This window comes from Pseudomonas sp. NBRC 111138 (assembly GCF_001320835.1).
GTDB lineage: Bacteria > Pseudomonadota > Gammaproteobacteria > Pseudomonadales > Pseudomonadaceae > Aquipseudomonas > Aquipseudomonas paracarnis.
This window is the reverse complement of record NZ_BCBO01000058.1, coordinates 11,972-31,660: the sequence shown is the minus strand read 5'-3', so window position 1 is coordinate 31,660 and position 19,689 is coordinate 11,972. Positions and strand designations below refer to the sequence as shown.

Here is a 19,689-nt window from a genome sequence, read left to right as displayed (position 1 = left end):
TACAACATCCTTCAACGCCGTTTGTTTTGAGGCTGTATGCCAACGTTTTCTCAGCGTCATGTGTTGTTGCTGTCCAGCTACATCATCATTTTCGGCGGGTTGCTGCTGGTACTGCCGCTGAAATTGCTGCCCAGCCTGCTGGCCGGCCTGTTGGTCTATGAACTGGTCAACATGCTCACCCCTCAACTGCAACGCCTGATCGAAGGCCGGCGCGCGCGTTGGCTGGCGGTGGCCTTGCTGGGCACCTTGATCGTCAGCGTGTTGGCCTTGATCTTCGCTGGCGCCATCAGCTTCCTGCTCCACGAAGCGGAAAACCCGGGGGCTTCCCTGGACAAATTCATGGGCGTGGTCGACCGCGCGCGCGGTCAATTACCGCCGTCCATCGACGCCTATTTGCCCGCCAGCGCCGCGGAGTTTCGCGTGGCCATTGGCGATTGGCTAAGCAAGCACTTGAGCGAACTGCAACTGGTCGGCAAAGACGCCGCCCACATGTTCGTCACCTTGCTGATCGGCATGGTGCTGGGTGCGATCATCGCCTTGCAGCGCGTGCCCGACCTGACCAAGCGCAAACCCTTGGCCGCCGCGCTGTTCGACCGCCTGCACCTGCTGGTCCAGGCGTTTCGCAATATCGTGTTCGCCCAGATCAAGATCGCCGCGCTCAACACCGCCTTCACCGCGGTGTTCCTGGCAGTGGTGCTGCCGTTATGCGGCATTCACCTGCCGTTGACCAAGACCCTGATCGTGCTGACCTTCCTGCTCGGTCTGCTGCCAGTGATTGGCAACCTGATCTCCAACACCCTGATCACCATCGTGGCGCTGTCGCTGTCGATCTGGGTGGCGGTGGCGGCACTGGGGTATTTGATCGTGATCCACAAGGTCGAGTACTTCCTCAACGCGCGAATCGTCGGCGGGCAGATCAGTGCCAAGTCATGGGAGTTGTTGTTGGCGATGCTGGTGTTTGAGGCAGCGTTCGGCCTGCCGGGGGTGGTGGCGGGGCCGATTTACTATGCCTATCTGAAGAGCGAGCTGAAGCTGGGTGGGATGGTTTAAGCCTTGTGTCGCCTGGGCTGACGCCATCGCGGGCAAGCCCGCTCCCACGTTGAAATGCGATCACCTGGGGGAGCTGGCTTGCCTGCGATGACGGCCTGCAGCCGAAGCCTATCTACCTGACACAACCCGATCAAATTGTGGGAGCTGGCTTGCCTGCGATGACGGCCTCACAGCCGGCCCCTATCTATCTGACGCCCCGCGATCAAACTGTGGGAGCGGGCTTGCTCGCGAAGGCGGCCTGACAGCCGACCGGGATGTTGGATTTGACCGCGTACATATCCGTTATTTAGGTAACGGCCGCTTAGGGTTACGCCCTGACGGCGTCTCACTTTTGAGAAGCGCAAAAGTAAGCAAAACGCTCTTGCCCCACCACTCGGCACCTCGCTTAGGCTCGGTGTGCCCGTAATCCGCCAGTGATTTGGGGGGCCGCCGCCACGCGCCATCCATGGCGCGGGGCGGCTAAACCGGCATCCCTGCCGGTTTACCCCCCAAATCCCTGTCGAATTCCGGCCAGCGTGGTTTAACGGGGCGCCTAAGATCAAAAGCAGATCAAGATCAAAAGCGGCTCGCTTCGCATCGTGGTTACCGTCAAGTGGGCGCGCCACGGTTTCAGCTGAAACTCAGCTGCCGTAGCGCTTGCTCGCCTCAATCGCCAAACCACTGCCAATACTGCCGAAGATATTGCCTTCCACATGCCGCGCATTCGGCAGCATTGCAGAGATGCTGTGGCGCAGCGCCGGGATGCCGCTGGAGCCGCCGGTAAAGAACACCGTGTCCACCTGCGCCACGCTCACCGAGGCGTCGTTGAGCAACTGCGTGACGCTGCCGCGTACACGTTCCAGCAAGCTGTCGATGGACGACTCGAACAGTGCGCGGCTCAGGTCTACGCTCAGGCCCGCTTCGATGCGGTCCAGCGGCACGTGGCGGCTGTCTTGATGGGTGAGCTGGATCTTGGTTTCTTCCACTTCCATGGCAAGCCAGTGCCCGGCGCGCTGTTCGATCAGTTTGAACAGGCGGTCGATGCCGCCGGTGTCTTCGATGTCGTAGCGCATGCTGCCCAGGGCCAGCTGGGATTTTTGCGAGTACACCGAGTTGATGGTGTGCCAGGTGGCCAGGTTCATGTGGTGGCTGGTGGGCATGTAGGCGCCGCTCTTCATGCGGCTGCCGTAGCCGAACAGCGGCATCATGCCTTGCAGGCTGAGCTGTTTGTCGAAGTCGGTACCGCCGATGTGCACGCCGCCGGTGGCGAGGATGTCGCTCTGGCGATTGTCGTTGTGACGACGATCCGGCGACAGGCGCACCAGGGAGAAGTCGGAGGTACCACCGCCGATATCGACGATCAACACCAGCTCTTCTTTCTCGATCGTCGACTCATAGTCGAACGCCGCTGCAATCGGTTCGTACTGGAACGAGATGTCCTTGAAGCCGATTTTGCGCGCCACATCCACCAGGGTGTTTTCCGCTTCCTGGTCGGCCATCGGGTCGTCATCGACGAAGAATACCGGGCGGCCCAGTACCACTTCTTCGAATTCACGACCGGCGTTGGCTTCGGCGCGGCTCTTGAGTTGGCCGATAAACAGTGCCAGCAGGTCGGTGAAGGGCATGGCAGTGCCGAGCACGCTCGTGTCGTGCTTGATCAGCTTGGAACCCAGCAGGCTCTTGAGCGAGCGCATCAGGCGGCCTTCGTAGTTCTCCAGGTATTCGTGCAGCGCCAGGCGACCATATACCGGGCGGCGCTCCTCGAAGTTGAAGAACACCACTGACGGCAGGGTGATCTTGTCGTCCTCCAGCGCGATCAGCGTCTCCTCGCCGGGGCGGATCCAGCCGACGGTGGAGTTGGACGTGCCGAAGTCGATGCCGCAGGCACGGGCTGGAGATTCGTTTTTCATGTCTTACAGGTTCCGGGCAAAAAACGGCCGCGCAGTGTATGTCACTCGCGAGCGGATGCGTAGACCGGCGATCCGTAAATTCGCGCTATATAGCTACGTCTTGAACCGGCAGGGGCTTGGTTAGGCTCGGGTTTTACTGCCCTCACGGACGAATCGCTATGCCTGATGCAACCTTCAACGCCGACCTGCGCGGCGTGCATTACGACTTTCTCAAACAACGCGTGCCGAACTGGTTCATGGAAGGCTCGCCGCAACGCCAGCAAGAGCTAGGCACGCACGAGATGGATATTCCTGCCTGGTACCTGGCCGCCACTCACCAAGACAAAACCACTCTGGCTGCCCGGCACACGCGCTTTCGCGAAACGCTCAATGCGATTGAAGAGCACCTGGGCCAGATTGAAGACGTCCTGGCCTTCGCCGAACAGCCGCTCAAAGAGGCGATCAAGAAAGAGTTCAACCTGGAACTGGATGTGCGCAATGTATTTTTCGTGCGCAAATACGGCTCAAAAGGTGCTCGCGATGACTTCTACGGTGCATTTGTTTTCGAGCAGCAAAACGACCCGTCACTGACCTACAGGTATCGCGGCATTTCCCTGTTGGAAGCGGCCCTGGCCAATTTCGAGGCCGATGAAGAGCAGCCGTCGTCGTGCACCGATTGCCAACTGATCACCACCTTCAACCTAGAAAACCCCCACATCATTGCGACCTTCGCGGCCGTCCAGGCACAGGCGGTGGCGATCACGCCCCATGCTTTCGCCAGGCTTTGCCGCACATTGGACCTTGGCGCGCTTTATCAGGCGCATATCAAGGCCATTGTAGAGCCCCAGGACGCGGATGAACGCCAGGCCCTTGAACAGCTGTTGGAAGAGCATCAACGCCAGCAGTTGGCACTGTGCATCGATATTGCCCGGTTGCAAAGCACCGGACCGCTCAGTGCCGACGCCTGCCAGATGCTCCAGAATGTGGTCACGGGCTCCGCCACGCCGAAACTGGCCGGGAAGCCTGTGACATACACCGCGCTCAACGTGTTCGACAGCGTATTGGTGGGGCCGCTGCTGATCGGCCCTGATCGGCAAAACACCAACCGCCCCGAGCCTCTGGTGGTGTACATCCCCGGCGACCCGCAACAGCCCCTCAAGGAGTATGCGTCCAGTGGCGAATTCATGGCCGACTTGCGTACCCGTCTGCACAGCGCATCGTACCGGCGCTTCTTCAGCCGCTTTGTGCCGGTGCGCGAACAAGGCGGGTTCTTCACCCGGTTCAACCGTCTGTACCAGCCTGCCAGTAACGGCAATGGCGGCGCGGACTACCCGTTGCGCACGCCGTTGGCGCGCTTGCCTATGCAAGAGTTCGCCCTTGCCGGTGAGCTGTGGCAGCGCAGTCGCCAGGCGCATATCAGCAAGATCCTGAGCGATGCACGCGCAGTGGCCGTGCCCACCGAAGACGAGGACCGCAAGGCCCGGCTCGAACGCCTGGAAGGCTTTTTCGAGGCGGCCGTCAGCGTATTCAATCTCGCCGCGTTCGTGGTGCCGGGGCTCGGCCCGATCATGTTGGCCGTGGGCGCATCGCAGATGTGCTACGAAGTATTTGAAGGCATCGAGGCCTACGATCAAGGCGAGCCCCGCCAGATGTGGGCGCATTTTGCATCGGTAGCCCTGAACGTAGCGTTCATCGCCACCGGGTCCAAGGTGCTGCCCGCCGTCAAATGGCAAAGCGCAGTGGATCACCTCAAACCGGTGACGCTGCCCACGGGCAAGCAGGTACTGTGGAACCCCGACCTCAGGCCCTATGCCTCTAACACCAAACCGGCGCCAGAGGTCAAGCCCAATACGTTGGGCCTGTACGATCATGCCGGTCAGCAATGGGTGTCGTTTGAGGATACGCATTACCAGGTCAAGCAAGACCCGAGCGGCCAGTACCGTATTCAGCACCCGACTCGCCCCGACGCCTATGCGCCGGAGTTGGAACACAACCATAACGGGGTGTGGACTCATGAGCTGGAAGAACCGCTGACCTGGGACGAGCCCACCTTGATCAAGCGCCTCGGGCTGGTCGAGCAGGCGGATCCGTTGCGTATCAGCGGCGTCGAAACTGACGCTCTGCGCCAGGTTGCGGTCGATCATGAACCCTTGCCGCTGTTGCTTGACGACACCATCAAGCGCTTTGAACTGCATCAGCAATTGACCACCTTTGTCGAGCAAATCAAAAGCAGCGACCCGCTGGTCTACCAGAAAGCCGAGCCGGCACTGCAATTTGACCTGCTTCAACGCCGTGGCCTGCTGCCTGATGGCGTAGCGCTGAAAGTCATCGGCCCAACGGGCGAGGTCGTGTGGGAAAGCGCCGATGCGTCGCCCTTATTGCCCAAGCGCGTGATGGTGTTGACCGAGACCGCCATGGCCCAGGGCCGTTTACTCAGGGAGTTGCTGTACACCTTGCAAGGCGTCGACCCGCAGCTCAAGGAATTCCCCGGCAGCCCCGAAGAGTCGCTGGACGTTCGCGCCGCCAAGCTGCGCCAGTACCTTGGCGATGCCGTTGATAGCCTCAAGGGACCGCTGCTGGAGGAGCGTTACCGTGCGTTGAACCCAAAGCCTGACGCCGATGTGCAGCGCGTGCTGGATGCCTACCCGGCCTTGCCGACGCTGGCCGCCGAACGCTTGCTGCAAGGCGCTGCTGTGGATGAGCTGACCGCTTTTCGCAGCAGCGGGCGCCTGCCTGACCGGTTGGCCACGCAGGCTAAATGGTGCGCGCAGGAAACCCGCGTGGCGCGCGCCTACGAAGGGCTGCACCTAGACACTCAGACCCACCTCGACAGTCAGCGCCTGGCCTTGCGCACCCTGGAAACCCTGCCGGGCTGGCACCGTGGCTCGCGGGTGGAGTTGCGTCAGTACTCGGCGGAGGGCACGCTGATGGACGCCATCGGCTCCCCCGACTTCCCGCACAAGCGCAGCCTGATACTGCTGGACAGCGGTGAGTTCCAGGCAACCCTGCCCGGCGATTTCTACAGCGCCATCTGGGAGCAACTCGCGCCCGATGAGCGTCAGCGTCTCGGGTTGGGCAGCGCGGTCGAATTGAAGCAGGCGATTCAACGCAACCCTCTTTCGCGCCAGGCGTTGCGCACGGTGCTGGAGGACTACCCGCTACGCAAGCCCGAGTACGATCCGATGGTCCGCTTGATGGGCGGCGCTCCGGGCTTTCGGCATATGGCAAGGGTGGCGGCTAATGTGCTGCGCTCTCCAGCAGAGCGGGTACGCCGGTTGTATCCATCATTCACTGAGGAGCAAGTCACAGCGTTTATTCAGTCGCTGGGCGAAGATGTCCCAGGCGGGTTGGCCAGTCGTGAGCTGGAATACCACCACCTGAAAAAATCCTTGAAAGCGTGGGCTCGCTCCAGAGGGCCACATGCCCTGGCGTACTACAGCGCCGAATGGCGTGTGAGTGATGCAATCAAACGCTGCTGGCGTCGCGAGACCGGAAGCCAGTTGAATATCCGTCGTTCAAAAGACGAGATTCGTTGGGTGGATTTGCCGCCGCTGAAGGCCGACTTCAGTCATGTCCAGGAAGTGGCGTTATCGGGGCTCACATGGAAGGGGCACTCCAGCTCGTTGTTCCTCGAAAATTTCACGCATATCAAGAGCCTGAGCATGACTGGCGCCGAGTTGGTCGAGTTGCCGGCGGTGATCGGCGATATGAAGCAGCTCACGTCGTTGAAACTGCCCTCCAATGAACTGAAACTGAGCGAGCGTAGCGCGGCAAGCTTGAGCGCTCTGGATGCCTTGCAAGTGCTGGATCTTTCGGAAAATCCGCTGGGTACATTGCCTGATTTCGGCGGTATGCCGCATTTAAGAGCGCTGAATCTATCTTTCACCCGAATCGAGCGTTGGCCTTCGGGGTTGAGGACGCAGACTGGGCTGGAGCGCGTCGACTTACGTCACAATCGACTGCTGCAGGTACCGCAGGACAATCTTGTTCCGCCGGCAGATCAACTGGAAACGATCGTGCGGATCAATAACGTCACCTTGCTTGATGGCAATCGCTTCCCACACGATTACTGGGAAACATTCGATAAGTATTGGCAGGACGTGAACCAGTCACGCCCCGACCTTGTGTCAGGCGCTCTCGATGGCGCCTTTGACAGCAGAAATCCACGCCTGGAAATGGTGCAGCACATGTACCCCGAGTATTCCCTGCAAAAGGCCCGGGAGCTTGTCTGGAGCTGGGGCGAAGGCGCCGATACCGAGCTGGACCGGCGCTGGCAGGAGTTTTCTGTGCTGCTCAGGCAGTTGAACGCGTGGGCATTTTCAGGCGGCGGCGAGCGCCAGCGCTATGTGCGCGTGGGGGAGCGCGCCACCGATGCTGCGTCACTGCGTGATCGCAACCTGGCGCACAACCGCATCATGCGCTGCTGGCGCCGTGAAACCCCGCAACAGCTCACCAACGACGGCGAGCCCTTCGGCCTGGAGCTGGACCTCAGCGGCCTGACGCTGCCAAGCCTGCCCGACCTGGATGCGGACTTCAGCCACGTAGGCTCACTCAAGCTGAGCAACATGAACCTCAGTACTTCGCCTGAGGGGTTCCTCGCTCGCCATCAGGGCGTACGCTGGCTGGACATGTCGCGCAACCAGTTGCGCGAGTTGCCGCCGGCGCTGGGGCAGATGCATGGCCTGACCCGGCTGTCGTTGCAAAATAACCAGATACGCCTGAACCCGGAGTCGGCTGCGATGCTGGCGTCGCGCAGCACCCTCAGAGCCTTGATCCTCAATTCAAACCCCCTTGATATCGCGCCGGATTTCAGCCAGATGACGGATTTGCGTTCGCTGGGGATGGGCAATACCCATATTGAAACCTTTCCCACCGGGCTGGGGGCGCAGCCCAGCCTGGATGCGGTGTACCTGAGGGGCAGTCGGATTTCAACGCTGCCCGATGCGCTGATTGCCCCCTCGGACGAGGCGTTGGCGCAATCCCTGCGGGTAACCAGCGTCACTGACCTGGGCCTGAACCCCTTGTCCGCCGAAACTCAGGCGCGAATCGCCGATTACAACCGTCGGCTTACCGACCCGGAGCGAGCGGCCAACAGGTTGGTGCGCACCACTCTGGAGGTGACTGTGCCGCAGGCCGTTACTGGCGACTCAGCGCCGTTTCAGCGCTGGGCCAGAGGGTTGTCAACGCAGCAGCTTGCCCAGCGCCAAAGCCAATGGTCCACCCTGCGTGCACTGCCAGGCTCGGACGGTTTTTTCGACATGCTCAGAGACCTGAACGTGGCGCCCGCTGAATATGAGGATGTGCAGCAGCGGGTGTGGGAGGTGATCGACGCGATTGCCAGCCACAGCGCCGAGTCGGAGCAGCTGCGCAAGGAGATGTTCGAGTGGGCGGGCCAGGCGACGTGTTGCGACCGTGCCGCCCTGACCTTCGGTAATCTGGAAATCCTGCTGATGACCAGCAATGCCAAGGCCCAGGCGTTGGATTCGACTCAGGGCGCCGCGCTGGTGAAGCTGTCCAGGGGCTTGTTCCGTCTGGAGGAAGTGGAAAAGATCGCCCTTACGGATATCGACCAGCGCCGGACTGCGATCAATAGCCGCGAAGACCTGACGGCGACGCAGAAGGCTGACGCTCTAAGGGCTCTGGAAGAAGTGGAAATCAGGCTGGCCTATCGTTACGGCCTCAAAGAGCGGCTTGACTTGCCTGGCCAGGCGCAGCAGACCAGATTCATTCGTTTCGGCAACGTCAGCCAGGCGATGCTGGATGCTGCGTACGATAAGGTGATCGGCCTGGATAATTCGGTGCATGAGTTTCAAGCCATGCTCGCCAGGGAATTCTGGCAAGACTACATCGCGAACAAATACCGCTCGCGGTTCGAGGCGCAGAACCAACCCCATCACGAACAAATGAATGCGTTGTTGCGCGATTTCGAGTCCGGTGCAATCTCCAAGGCGGTGTTCGACGGTGAGGCCGAAGCACTGCAGGGGCAGTTTGCAATCGAAGAAGCACAGCTGATTCAAACCCTGTCCCGCGATGAAGTGGCGCAAGCGTTGATGCCCACTGCGAGCCTTGAAGTGTTGGTGGAGCCTGTGGGTCAGGAGCTGCAACTGTCTGAGGCTAAAGCCATCGATTTCAACGGCAAACAGTATTTTGTCGCGAGCATGCCGGATGCGGGCGATGGCGAGCATTACATCTTGCGGGTGCAGGCACCCCAGAACCCGTTGGCGCTGGTCAGCAGTGGGGTGGTAGCCAAGCCCGATATCCATGGGGTCTGGAAGCGCAGGGGGTTGGCGGGTGGGATGAAGCCGCAGGGCTCCGACGATGAGTTTTTCGACGCGTCGGAGTCCATGCCGGTAACGCCCTACACGGCGGAGGAACTGCGCCATATGCGTCGCGATATCCACTTTACGGCCAGCCCCAATCGCATCGGCAGTTATAACCGTGCCAATAACGGCAAATACCCGCTCAGGGACTATCAAGGCCGGGCGATCCGCATTCGCGAATTGGAGCAAGCGGTCACGATAGATCCCGGTGTGCGCTACACCTCGGAGCAGATCAAGCCCTACATTCAATTTCAGGGCTATGAGCAGGTGGGCGCACGCTATGAAGAGAAACTCCAGCTACGTTCGTTTACGGCCCAGGACATGAAAGCGCCCGGTGAAAGCGCGTTGATAGGCCAGGCCACGGTGGTTGCCAACCGGCGTATCGCCAAGGGCGAGATCGTCGGCGTGTACGGCGGAACGGTATTGCCCATGGGGATCTTCGGACCCAGCGGGCAGACGTACACCATGAGGGTAGGAAGCAAGGAGGTCGCGCGGGGCAATACCCTGGTGGAAGAGCCGATCCACCTGTCGGGGGATAATATTATTTCCAGAATCAATACCCTCTTCGAGTATGACGCCCAGGGCAAACCGTTGCGCCAGGCCCCCAGTGGCTACAACGTTGAAGCGGTGGGCTTCAATGTCGAGGCAGACAGGTGGATGGGGGTAGGGGAGGGTGCGCGAACCAAACGCGAGAATTTGATACTGACGGCGGTATTTGCCACTGAAGACATTTCAGCGGGCGCCGAGCTGCGCATGGATTATCAGTACACTGAGGGGGCAATAAAAAACCTGTTCGCTTGATCCTACCCGAGTAAGTAACGGGTCTGTCGTCGTAAATAGCCATATCCCATCTTGAAAGGGCGGGTTTTGCCCCAATCTTGTGGGCATATCCAGGCGGTACACAGTGATTGCACTGACCCTGTGTGCCGCCGATTAACTTATGACGCGCCCTGACATCAATTCCCAGGCTGCCAGCCATGGCGTGCCGTGTGGCGGGCTGCGCGATATCGATAACGGATGGTGATGCCCCCATGGATTTCAAAGACTACTACAAGATTCTCGGTGTCGAGCCCACGGCTGATGACAAAGAGATCAAGTCGGCTTATCGCAAGCTGGCGCGCAAATATCACCCGGACGTCAGCAAGGAAAAGGACGCCGAAGCCAAGTTCAAGGATGCGTCCGAGGCCTATGAAGCGCTTAAAAGCGCCGACAAGCGCGCCGAATACGACGAACTGCGCAAGTACGGCCAGCATGGCCAGCCGTTCCAGGGTCCACCGGGCTGGCAGAGCCGTGGCGGCTTTGGTGGTGGCCAGGACGCGGGCGACTTTTCGGACTTTTTCAGTTCGATCTTCGGCTCGCGTGGTGATGCTTTCGGTGGCGGCCAGCGCCGTCCTACCGGGCGCAAGGGCCAGGATGTGGAGATGCAGCTCACGGTCTCCCTGGAGGAAACCCTGTCCACTGAGTCCAAGCAGATCAGCTTCCAGGTGCCGCAATACGATGCCTCCGGTCGGCATGTGAGCAACACCACCAAAAGCCTGAACGTGAAGATCCCGGCCGGTGTGGCCGATGGCGAGCGCATTCGCCTCAAGGCCCAGGGCGCGCCTGGCATTGGCGGCGGGGCCAATGGTGATTTGTACCTGATCATCAAGTTTGCGCCCCACCCCAGGTTCGAGGTGGACGGCGAAAACCTGATCATCAACCTGCCGCTGGCACCCTGGGAGTTGGCGCTGGGCACGGAAGTGGCCGTGCCGACCCTCACCGGCAAGATCAACCTCAAGGTGCCTGCCGGTAGCCAGAACGGCCAGCGCATGCGTGCCAAGGGCCATGGTTTGCTGAACAAGGCCGGGCAACGCGGCTATCTGTTCATCCAGCTCAAGGCCGTCATGCCCAAGGCGGCGGATGATGAGGTCAAGGCATTGTGGGAGGCCCTGGCGCAAAAGGCTGCGTTCAACCCGCGCGAGCAGTTTTGAACGGGTCATTGATTTAGTTAGCGCCAGCCGCAAAAACGGCGTGCCTAGGATGACAACCTCTTCCAAGAAAAAGGTTGTCATCCCATGCCGGACTTTCAGGTCACCGACCCCGCCACGCCGCTTCCCGGTGAGCAGGGCCAACATTACGAGCTGATCAAACAGGCGATCCCCACTTGCCTGGTCAACAGTTCGCCCTCCCGTCGCAAGGCCCTAAAAGACACGCCGCCAGCCATTCCCCGCTGGTATGACGCTGCTTCCCAGGCACACAAAGATCAGCTCAAAGTGTTGCTGGACGCCCGTTGCGAGTCGCTCAACGAACTGGAGAAAACCTTCAGTCACATACACTCGGAGCAAGCGTTTGCCCAACCCTTGTTGGAAGCCAAGCTAAAGGCTATCGGCCACGAGCTGGACGTCAATCAAACCTGGTTGCGCCTGTATGTACCGGTGGAAGATGCCTTTGGCGTAAAGACCAGTGGCTTCAGGGTCAAAACGTTCTCCCTGCTGCACGCTGCCCTTGGCAACTTTGAGCAACGCGAGACTCGAGAGGGCTATTTCGACAGTGCCTCAGGTTTCATCACCCAACCGGACGTGCGCGATCATTTCGAGCGCCACACCACGACCCTGAAGATTCATGCGTTCACCCAGCTGTGCCGAGACCTGGACCTGGGCAAGCAGTACCAGGCTCACCTCAAGGCGCAGTTGAAACCTGACCACGCCGAGTCCCAGGCCGAACTGCGCGAGCGTTATGTCCGGCACCAGAAAGCCGCCTTCAAGGCGGCAGCGTACCTGGCGTTGCTCAAGGGCGACATTGGTGACAGCGACCACGCCTTGCTGATGCGTGTGGCGGCCGGGGAAAAACACATTCTCAGCGACGGCAAGCCCATCGTGTATCGCAGCCTGAGCCTGATGAACCTGCACCTGCATGATTGCCTGGTCATCGACGCTTGCGCCAAGCCTGGCTACACCTGCTGGGTCATCGTTTATATTCCCGATGACCCCGACCATCCCATCAAGCGTTATGACACCTTCAATGACTTCAGCACTGCATTGACCGAGCGCCTGAGCGCGAAAACCACCCAGGAAGCTGACCGCTCTCAAGGCTGGAGGGCTACGCCGAACCAGCATTTTTTTGCCCGGTTCGTTGCCGACAAAGACCGCGCCTACTACTACAAACGGCTGACCGAACTGGTGCTGGACGCACCTCCCCAGCCGTTTGGCGCACAGGCCTTGCGATCGGAATGGGGGCGCCTGCTCACTTCTCCGTCCTTTGCCACGCCTTCGACACTGGGCGAACCACATCCCTACGTGCGCGTGCATGCCACTGCCCCTGAATTCAACATTCGCGCCCACACCCTGACGGACCTATGGCAAGTTGCAGACCTGTGGACCTATCGCCTGGGCAGCCTGCGTGCCCGCCTGTTCGAGAATGCGCGGCATCGTGCGGTGAGCACCGCCGATGTCGATGAGGCCTCGCGCTCACTGCGCGCCGCGCATTACATGAGCATTGGCCTGTTCGGTCTCAACCTGGTGGCCATGGCGGTGCCACCGCTTGGCGTGCTGATGGCCGTGGCGATGGCCGGGCAAATGCTCTACGAAGTCATCGAAGGTGTCATCGAGCTGAGCGAAGGCGATCGCGAAGAGGGCTGGGCGCACATCACCGACGTGGTGGAAAACCTGGCGACGCTGGCGGTTCAGGCAGCCGTGGTGCACTTCACCGTGTCGCCGTTTATCGAGCAGCTCAAGGCCGTCACTCTCCCCAGTGGTAAGACTCGGCTGTGGAAACCCGACTTGTCGACCTATGAGCACACCGCGTCCCTACCTTCAGTGGCGGCGGATGAGCAAGGCCTGCACCGGCACAATGGCCAGACCGTGCTGCCATTGGAGGGTAAACGCTATGCCGTGCAACAAGACCCGCTGACCGAGCAATACCGCATCCTCCATCCCACGCGCGCCGAGGCCTATCAACCGATATTGAAGAGCAACGGCGCTGGCCTCTGGAACCATGAAGTGGAACGCCCGCACACCTGGGAAGGCGCCACGTTGATGCGGCGATTGGGCCCGGTGACGGAGGGCTTCAGTGATGCCGAGTTGGAGCAGGTGCGCAGCGTTGCGGCGGTGAGTGAGGACGTGCTGCGCCGCGTGCATGTGGAAGGCGAGCCGGTACCGGCGATCCTGCTCGACACCCTGCGCCAGTTCAGGGCGTATCGCGATGCGGTGAGCGTCGCCGAGGGTATTCGCCAGGGCTCGCTCAGCAGCGCACTGTGCAGCTATGCCGCATCCCTGGCGGTGGAGTTGCCGGGATGGCCAGCGAGCAAGGCGATCGAGGCATTTTCCGGCACCGAGTTGAGCGGGCCGTCGATCAAATACGGTAATCAGCAGGCTGCGGCGGCGGACACCGTGCAGGTCCACCGCGCCGAATTGATGAGCGGCCAGTTGCCCATACGCATTATCGAAGCGTTCAGCGAACCTCAGCGCGATGCTCTGGTGGGCAGTTACACCGCCCGCACACCCGAGGCGAGAACCGAGGCCCTGCAATTGAAACTCGAACAAAGGGCCATCGAGGTGCGCGAGCGGTTGATGAAGAGTATTTACGTCGAGCAGCAGCCACTCTCCGACACCGCGATTATGCTGATCCAGCGTGACTTCAGCGGTGTGCCGACGATTTTGGCGCGCGAAGTGCTGGCGGACGCGACGCCGACCGAGCGCGACACGATGAGCCGCGCCAAGCGCATTCCCCTGCGCCTCGCTGAAAAGGCGCGCCGGGCGCAGCAGCAAATGCGCCTGACCCTCGCGTATGAAGGCTTGTACCTCGATGCGTTGGCCGGCCCAGACACCGAAACCCTGGCCCTCCACACACTGCCGGCGCTGCCCGGCTGGTCGGACAATCTGCGCCTGGAAGTGCGCGAGGGTCGGTTTGAAGGCCCATTGCGTGCCAGTTTTGGCCCTCAGGAGGCGAGCAATCGCAAGGTCCTGGCACGTACGGAGGATGGACGTTATCAAGCCTTTGATGAGCGCGGTCAGGATCTGCATGGCCTCAATGGTTTCTATGGCGCCTTGCAGCACGCGTTGACCGACGCCCATCGCAACGCGATTGGCCTGCCCCATGTCGGCCAGGGTGAGCAATTGAAGGGGTTGATCCAGCAACATGCATTAGGCCGAGCACCGTTGCGCAAAGCCTTGGGCATGTCGCCGGAAAAGCTGCCGTTTTTTCGACCGCCGAGCGTGTTGCCGGGCGAGCGTCGCGGCTATCCATTGAGCGGGCGCGGTGGCACTGAGTGGGAAAAAATCACACGCGAGCGGGTCCGCAGCCTGTACCCGGAAATCACCCGGGACGAAATGCTCGCCCTGATCAACGAGCGCGGCGCGCTGGATCTGAGCTGGCTGCGTGCGTTGGAGCAAGAGTACAAGACCCTGCAGGCCACCTTGCACAACTGGCTGAGCACACCGCCCCAGGGCATGGAACCGTTCGGTGACCAGCAACGTCAGGTGCTGAGGGCCAGGCGCAAGATTTATACGGCGCTGGATGACGCCTGGAGAAAGGTTGGCCCACGGCACTACGATCGAAATGGGCGCCTCTTGGGGCAGAAAATCGAATGGTTGGAAGAGGACCTGGCGCAGCAGCTCCGAACCTTGCCCGCACTGACTGCAAACTTCGACCATGTCAGCTACTTGGGCATTGTGGGAACCGAAGGCTCGCAGCTGACGGATGCGGATGTGCAGCCACTGCTCGCCAACTTTCGCGGTCTGCGTCGATTAGGGATCGAGGCCGCTCAACTGACACGCCTGCCGTCAGCCATCGAACAGATGCCGCATTTGCAGCGGTTGCATTTGGGCGGTAACAGTATTGTCCTTACGCCTGAAGACGTCTTGCGTTTGAAAGATCGGGTGCATCTCAAAGAGTTATTTTTGGAAATGAACCCACTCGGCTTGCCACCGGATGTCGGGCGCATGCCGCGCTTACATACCTTGCTGCTCAATGAAACAAGCCTGGTGGAGTGGCCTGGCAGTGTGTTCCGTGTGCCCAGGCCGGAAGACTTCATTCTGGATATGCGGCAGAACCCGATAGCGCGGATTCCCGAGTTCGCGCCGGGCTCGGATAAGGCATTGATTGTGGCGAAAACCTTCCTCACCCGTGAAACGCTGACGCCTGAACTGCTTGCTCAATTCAAGCGGTACATCGAGGCTGCCGGCCGGGATCCGGATCGCCAATTGCCGAAAAGGGGCGCGCTCGACAGCGAGCGGTGGAAAACCGGTTATTCGGCGCAGGAATGGCCCTCCAGGCAGGTGTTATGGGACATGCTTGAAGGTTCGTTTGGCTCTGAGGGCTTTTTCAATGTTCTTCGTGCCGTCAGAAACTCCGGGGACTCGACACTCAGGGGCGGCGTATGGTTGCCGGAACTGACCGCCAAGGTCTGGCGCATACTTGAGGCGATGGGCGAAGACGCCGAATTGCGCGAGCAGTTGTTCCTGATGGCCCGGGACCCTGCGGCCTGCGTGGACGCCGGAGCCCAGATGTTCAATGCGATGGGCGTTGCCGTGCTGCATTGGTCGGCGTACTTCAGCGAGGACGTGGCCTCCGTGCGCAAAACTGTCTTCAACCTGGCCAGGGGCAAGTGGCGGCTCGATGAGTTGGGCCGTATCGCCCATGAGCGCGTGTCCCAACTGCAGGATGACGGCGTCAAGTTTCCGGAGTACGACGCCAAAGGCGCACGCATCGATCATTACGATGCCCGCGGCAATTTGATCGCTGATATCGACGAAGTCGAGATCTACCTGGCGTACACAACGCCATTGGCAACCCGTCTGGACCTGCCCTGGCAATCGCGGAGCATGATGTTCCGCGAGGATTATGTGACGGCGCCCATGGTCGAGGCGGCATTCAACCGCGTACAGCTACTGGACCAAGGCGAGCTGCTGCGTGGCAACCTGCTGGAGCAACCGATGTGGACCGACTTTCTGCAGCGGGCTCATCCAGCTGACTACGCGTCGATTGCCGCAAAATTCGATGCACTGATTGACTATCAGGCCGCGCAGGAACAATGGGCCGCCGCAGCCAACCTCCCTGAGAGCGCGAGGCAGGCCCTGCGCCAAACCATCAGCCGGTCGGCCCAGCGCCTGGGCCGACCGGCTTCGGAAAGTGAGCCGGGGCAACTGATGTCCCAGCAAGACTACGACGACACCTTTGGTCGCATCAATGCCGAACTGATCACCTTGAACCAGACACTGACCGATCAAGCGATCCGCGCCATCCTCTAGAACAGGAAGTACCGCTGGGCCATCGGCAACACCTCGGCCGGTTCGCACCACAGCAACTGACCGTCAGCCTTGACCTGATAGGTCTGTGGGTCCACCTCGATATCCGGCAGGTAATCGTTGTGGATCAGGTCGGTTTTCTGCACGTCGCGGCAACCTTTGACCACCGCGATCTGCTTCTTCAGGCCCAGGGCCTCGGGCAGTCCGGCCGCCTGCGCGGCCTGGCTGATAAACGTCAGGCTGGTGGCGTGCAGGGAGCTGCCGAAGCTGGCGAACATGGGGCGGTAATGCACCGGCTGCGGCGTCGGGATCGAGGCGTTGGCGTCGCCCATCAGGCTCGAAGCAATGGCGCCGCCCTTGAGGATCAGCGTGGGCTTGATGCCGAAAAACGCCGGGCGCCACAGCACCAGGTCGGCCCATTTGCCGACTTCGATGGAACCGACGATATGGCTGATACCGTGGGTGATCGCCGGGTTGATGGTGTACTTGGCGATGTAGCGTTTGGCGCGGAAGTTATCGTTGCCCACGCCGTCGCCCGGCAGGGGGCCACGCTGTTTTTTCATCTTGTCGGCGGTCTGCCAGGTGCGCGTGATCACTTCGCCGACACGGCCCATGGCCTGGCTGTCGGAGCTGATCATCGAGAACGCGCCGAGGTCGTGCAGGATGTCTTCGGCGGCGATGGTTTCGCGGCGGATGCGGCTTTCGGCGAAGGCCACGTCTTCGGCAATGCTTGGGTCCAGGTGGTGACACACCATCAACATGTCCAGGTGTTCGTCGATGGTATTACGCGTGAACGGCCGCGTCGGGTTGGTGGAGCTGGGCAGCACATTGGGGAAGCCGCAGGCCTTGATGATGTCCGGTGCATGGCCGCCACCGGCACCTTCGGTGTGGTACGTGTGGATGGTGCGGCCCTTGAGCGCGGCGAGGGTGGTTTCGACAAAGCCCGACTCATTGAGGGTGTCACTGTGGATCGCCACCTGCACGTCGTAGGCATCGGCGACGCTCAGGCAGTTGTCGATGCTCGCGGGTGTGGTGCCCCAGTCTTCATGTAGCTTCAAGCCGATAGCACCGGCCTTGACCTGCTCGATCAGCGGCTCGGGCAAACTGGCGTTGCCCTTGCCGGTAAAGCCAATGTTCATCGGGAACGAATCGCTGGCCTGCAGCATCCGCGCAAGGTGCCACGGGCCGGAAGTGCAGGTGGTGGCGTTGGTGCCGGTGGCCGGCCCCGTGCCGCCGCCGATCATGGTGGTGACGCCGCTGGTCAGGGCCTCTTCGATCTGCTGTGGGCAAATGAAATGCACGTGGGAGTCGATGCCGCCGGCGGTGAGGATCATGCCTTCACCGGCAATCACTTCGGTGCTGGCGCCGATGGCCATGGTCACGCCGGGCTGGATGTCCGGGTTGCCGGCTTTGCCAATCGCGTGGATGCGGCCATTCTTCAAGCCGACGTCGGCCTTGACGATGCCCCAGTGGTCGATGATCAATGCGTTGGTGATCAGCGTGTCGACCACTTCATGGGCGAGCAATTGGCTCTGGCCCTGGCCGTCACGGATAACCTTGCCGCCGCCGAATTTGACCTCTTCGCCGTAGACGGTGAAGTCCTGCTCGACTTCGACGAACAGTTCGGTGTCGGCCAGGCGCACCTTGTCACCGACGGTGGGGCCGTACATGTCGGCGTAGGCTTGTCTGGATATCTTCATGGGTGTGTCCTCGATCGTTCCCACGTTCTGCGTGGGAATGCATCCTGTGACGCTTTGCGTCACGACGTAAAGAGCGGACGCAGAGCGTCCCTGGCGGCGTTCCCACGCGGAGCGTGGGAACGATCTAATTGCATTCCAACGGTGGGAGCTGGCTCGCCTGCGATGAGGCCCTAAAGGTCGCCCATGACTCGCCCTGCAAACCCAAATACCCGCCTTGCACCACTCAACTCCACCAACTCCACCTCCCGACGTTGCCCCGGCTCAAACCGCACCGCCGTGCCCGCCGGAATATTAAGGCGCATGCCACGGCTGGCCGCGCGGTCGAATTCCAGCGCGTCATTGGTCTCGAAAAAGTGGTAATGCGAGCCCACCTGGATCGGCCGGTCGCCGCTGTTGGCTACGCCGACGATGAGGGTGCGGCGGCCGACATTCAGTTCGATCTCGCCAGGCTGGATCTGATATTCACCAGGAATCATGCAGGTTGCCCCAGGGTCTTGAAGTAGATGGCGGTCGGGCTGTAACGCCCGTCCGGGCTTTGGCAATAGTCGGGCAGTTCACCGAGCTTGGTGTAGCGCAGCGACTGGTAAAAGGCTTCGGCGCCGGAGCCGGCCTCGGTGTCCAGGTACAGCAGGCCACGCTTGTGCTGGCGCGCGGCGAGTTCCAGGGTATTCATCAATTGCTGGCCCAGGCCATGGCGACGGGCGCTGCTGTGCACCAGCAACTTTTGCACCTCGGCGCGGTTCAGGCCGTTGGCTTTCTGGCACAACGCCAATTGCACGCTGGCGATCACCTGCTCGTCGCGCACCACTACCCACAGCAGCAGGCTGGTGTCCTCGACGCCGGCTTGCACGCCGGTCAGGTAGTCCCGGGCCTGGGCCTCATCGAAGTCGGCCATGAAGCCCACCGAAGCGCCGTGCTGCACCGCGTCCAGCAACAGCTCGATCAAGCCCCGGCGGTAATGGGCAAAGCTTTCAGCATTGACTCGACGCAGTTGTGCAGCGCTCATCGATCTCACTCCTGGGGCGGTTCGGCGCCCGGATTCAACGTCAGTTGCATAAAGGTCAGGTCCAGCCAGCGGCCGAACTTGATGCCCACTTGCGGCATTTGCCCGGTAGTCACGAAGCCCAGGCGCTCATGCAGGCAGATCGAGGCCAGGTTGCCGCTTTCGATGGCGGCGACCATGACGTGCTTGCCGCGGCTGCGGGCGCGCTCGATCAGGGCCTGCATCAGGCGCGGGCCGAGGCCTTTGCCGCGCTGGTCATTGCGCACGTATACCGAGTGTTCGACGCTGTAGCGGAAGCCTTCGAAGGGGCGCCAGTCGCCGAATGAGGCGTAGCCGGTGACTTCGTCGTTGTCCACCGTGACCAGGATCGGGTACTGCTGGGCCTGGCGCGCACTGAACCAGGCCTGGCGGTTGGCCAGGTCCACCGGTTGCTCGTTCCAGATCGCCGTGGTGTTCAACACCGCGTCGTTGTAGATGGCGCGGATCGCCGGCAGGTCGTGTTCGGTTGCATCACGAATCATGGCT

Annotated in this window: 9 protein-coding genes; 4 read left to right on the top strand and 5 right to left on the bottom strand. The window is 61.0% G+C overall.

Going from position 1 to position 19,689, the window contains the following annotated elements; all coding sequences use genetic code 11:
- The first annotated feature begins 36 nt into the window (after positions 1-36).
- Positions 37-1,050: an AI-2E family transporter gene (locus APH41_RS10365; protein WP_003188124.1), complete on the top strand. Its 1,014-nt coding sequence runs from the start codon at positions 37-39 to the stop codon at positions 1,048-1,050.
- Between the two features lie 620 nt (positions 1,051-1,670).
- Here the strand turns inward: APH41_RS10365 and APH41_RS10360 are convergent.
- A complete protein-coding gene (locus APH41_RS10360) occupies positions 1,671-2,939 on the bottom strand; it encodes an Hsp70 family protein (RefSeq protein WP_034126391.1) in 1,269 nt (422 codons plus the stop codon).
- A gap of 158 nt (positions 2,940-3,097) precedes the next feature.
- Between APH41_RS10360 and APH41_RS10355 the strand changes: the two genes are divergently transcribed.
- The 3 genes from APH41_RS10355 to APH41_RS10345 all read left to right on the top strand — a co-directional run bounded on the left by APH41_RS10355 (position 3,098) and on the right by APH41_RS10345 (position 16,464).
- On the top strand, positions 3,098-10,039 hold the full coding sequence (locus tag APH41_RS10355; RefSeq protein WP_054918829.1) for an NEL-type E3 ubiquitin ligase domain-containing protein: 6,942 nt from the start codon (positions 3,098-3,100) through the stop codon (positions 10,037-10,039).
- A 230-nt stretch (positions 10,040-10,269) separates the two neighbouring features.
- The gene (locus APH41_RS10350; RefSeq protein ID WP_034126393.1) at positions 10,270-11,208 is read left to right on the top strand and encodes a DnaJ C-terminal domain-containing protein; all 939 of its coding nucleotides are present in this window, start codon (positions 10,270-10,272) and stop codon (positions 11,206-11,208) included.
- Between the two features lie 84 nt (positions 11,209-11,292).
- Complete coding sequence (locus APH41_RS10345) at positions 11,293-16,464, top strand: dermonecrotic toxin domain-containing protein (protein ID WP_054918827.1); 5,172 nt, start codon at positions 11,293-11,295, stop codon at positions 16,462-16,464.
- Here APH41_RS10345 and ureC read toward each other — a convergent pair.
- From ureC to APH41_RS10325, 4 genes are all read right to left on the bottom strand, one after another.
- Positions 16,461-18,161, bottom strand: a complete 1,701-nt coding sequence (gene ureC, locus APH41_RS10340; protein ID WP_054896378.1) for an urease subunit alpha — start codon at positions 18,159-18,161, stop codon at positions 16,461-16,463. The two genes, APH41_RS10345 and ureC, sit on opposite strands and share 4 nt — an antisense overlap.
- A gap of 170 nt (positions 18,162-18,331) precedes the next feature.
- Complete coding sequence (locus tag APH41_RS10335) at positions 18,332-18,637, bottom strand: urease subunit beta (RefSeq protein ID WP_054918825.1); 306 nt, start codon at positions 18,635-18,637, stop codon at positions 18,332-18,334.
- Positions 18,634-19,167 (bottom strand): GNAT family N-acetyltransferase, encoded by a 534-nt coding sequence (locus APH41_RS10330; protein ID WP_034126396.1) that lies wholly within the window; start codon positions 19,165-19,167, stop codon positions 18,634-18,636. Before APH41_RS10330 ends, APH41_RS10335 begins: the two co-directional genes overlap by 4 nt.
- 5 nt (positions 19,168-19,172) lie before the next feature.
- Entirely contained in the window at positions 19,173-19,685 is a 513-nt protein-coding gene (locus tag APH41_RS10325) for a GNAT family N-acetyltransferase (RefSeq protein ID WP_054918823.1), read from the bottom strand.
- Positions 19,686-19,689 lie beyond the last annotated feature (4 nt).